This is a genomic window from Rhodococcus sp. (in: high G+C Gram-positive bacteria), from assembly GCF_049286785.1.
Lineage (GTDB): Bacteria > Actinomycetota > Actinomycetes > Mycobacteriales > Mycobacteriaceae > Rhodococcus_F.
Genome location: NZ_JBAQEO010000441.1, coordinates 1 through 1,946, shown reverse-complemented (window position 1 = coordinate 1,946; position 1,946 = coordinate 1). Strand labels below are relative to the sequence as shown.

The 1,946-nt window shown below is 62.6% G+C and carries 2 protein-coding genes and 1 riboswitch; of the genes, one reads left to right on the top strand and one right to left on the bottom strand.

Translation table 11 applies throughout. The features are described from left to right. Positions 1 to 160 (bottom strand): PLP-dependent transferase (locus WAW17_RS16095; protein ID WP_422333948.1); only part of this gene is annotated, 160 nt, incomplete at its 3' end. A 112-nt stretch (positions 161 to 272) separates the two neighbouring features. After that, positions 273 to 393, bottom strand: a riboswitch (SAM riboswitch). A 271-nt stretch (positions 394 to 664) separates the two neighbouring features. On the opposite strand from WAW17_RS16095, the gene WAW17_RS16090 reads away from it, so the two are divergent. Continuing rightward, the gene (locus WAW17_RS16090; RefSeq protein WP_422333947.1) at positions 665 to 1,888 is read left to right on the top strand and encodes an NADP-dependent isocitrate dehydrogenase; all 1,224 of its coding nucleotides are present in this window, start codon (positions 665 to 667) and stop codon (positions 1,886 to 1,888) included. Positions 1,889 to 1,946: the final 58 nt, after the last annotated feature.

The window sequence follows — 1,946 nt, the reverse complement described above, 5'->3', positions numbered from 1 at the left end:
TGCCCGGTTCGGTGAGGCCGAACAGTGCGGCCGCGTGATCGGTGCTGTCGAACGTGTAGGACGTGGTCTGGTAGATCGGCAGTGCCCGCGCCCGGGTGGTCGCGTCGGACGTCTGCCCGGCGTGGATTTGCTTGGTCTCGAACGACCAGTTCTCGGTCATGGTTGTCTACTCCAGTTGTTGACGAGGCGCGGACGAGGAGCTCACTCGCCGCGCACAGGGCGTGTCTGGTCTATCCGAGACAACAACAACACATGATGAACCTCCGATGTCGGACCCGCGCTTGTCACCCGACCTGTTATGGAATCAGGAAACCAGGTCATCACCCGGGGCACCCCACCGCGGTGGAGGGTTGCCGGCCAGCCAGCCGGGGCTCGATGCTGGCACTCAAGACCTGTCGTGATCTTAGCCGCTAGGGCCGAACGACCGGAAACGGCACCGATCAGGGGCGTTAGCAGGGAAAAGTTACCAGTGAGTAGGGGCACGTGGCAGGCCCAGATGTTGCGGACGCGATGCGTAGCAGTACGCTCGTCATGTTTGGGTCCGGTCTCCCAGTGACCGTCCTGACCGTCTACGTTTGATAAGCGAACCGTTCGCGGACCCACCCACAAAGTGCGCCCGCAACCGTGTAACCAGGGAAACTTCCTAGGAGGACGCGAAGCACCCATGTCCAAGATCAAGGTTGAGGGAACCGTCGTCGAACTCGACGGCGACGAGATGACGCGCATTATCTGGCAGTTCATCAAAGACAAGCTGATCCATCCTTACCTGGATGTGAATCTCGAGTACTACGACCTCGGTATCGAACACCGGGACGAGACCGACGACCAGGTGACCATCGAGGCTGCCAATGCCATCAAGAAGCACGGCGTCGGCGTCAAGTGCGCGACGATCACCCCTGACGAGGCCCGGGTCGAGGAGTTCGGCCTCAAGAAGATGTGGCGTTCCCCTAATGGGACCATCCGCAACATTCTCGGTGGCACGATCTTCCGCGCACCCATCATCATCTCCAACGTTCCGCGACTCGTTCCGGGCTGGACCAAGCCGATCATCATCGGCCGCCACGCCTTCGGTGACCAGTACCGCGCTACCGACTTCAAGGTGCCCGGCCCCGGCAAGGTGATGATCACCTACACCCCCGAGGACGGCAGCGAGCCCATCGAGCACGAGCTGGTCAACTTTCCCGAGGGCGGCGGCGTCGTCCAGGGTCAGTACAACTTCACCACGTCCATCACGGACTTCGCGCGGGCTTCGCTCAACTACGGCCTGCAGCAGAACTACCCGGTGTACCTGTCGACGAAGAACACCATCCTCAAGGCGTACGACGGTGCCTTCAAGGACATCTTCCAGCACATCTACGAGACCGAGTTCAAGTCGGAGTTCGACGCGGCGGGCCTCACCTATGAGCACCGCCTCATCGACGACATGGTCGCCTCCGCACTGAAGTGGGAGGGCGGTTACGTCTGGGCGTGCAAGAACTACGACGGTGACGTGCAGTCCGACACCGTGGCCCAGGGTTTCGGCTCGCTCGGCCTCATGACGTCGGTGCTGCTCACCCCGGACGGAAAGACCTGTGAGGCGGAGGCTGCGCACGGCACCGTGACCCGGCACTACCGTCAGCACCAGCAGGGCAAGCCGACGTCGACGAACCCCATCGCGTCCATCTTCGCGTGGACCCGTGGACTCGAGCACCGCGGCAAGCTGGACAACACCCCCGAGGTCATCGCCTTCTCGCAGAAGCTCGAAGACGTCGTCATCAAGACCGTCGAGGGCGGCCAGATGACCAAGGACCTCGCCATGCTGGTCGGCGGCGACCAGGGCTACCTGACCACCGAGGAGTTCCTCGGTGCCCTGGATATCAACCTCCAGAAGGCCATCGCCGAGCAGTAGGCACCACCCGGCACCACGCAGCACCGACCAGTCCGAACGGGACGTCCCCTGGGCCGGG

Bases quoted from the DNA above. Each gene is read 5' to 3' on its own strand.
- WAW17_RS16090 (WP_422333947.1), top strand. From the start codon at position 665: ATGTCCAAGATCAAGGTTGAGGGAACCGTCGTCGAACTCGACGGCGAC.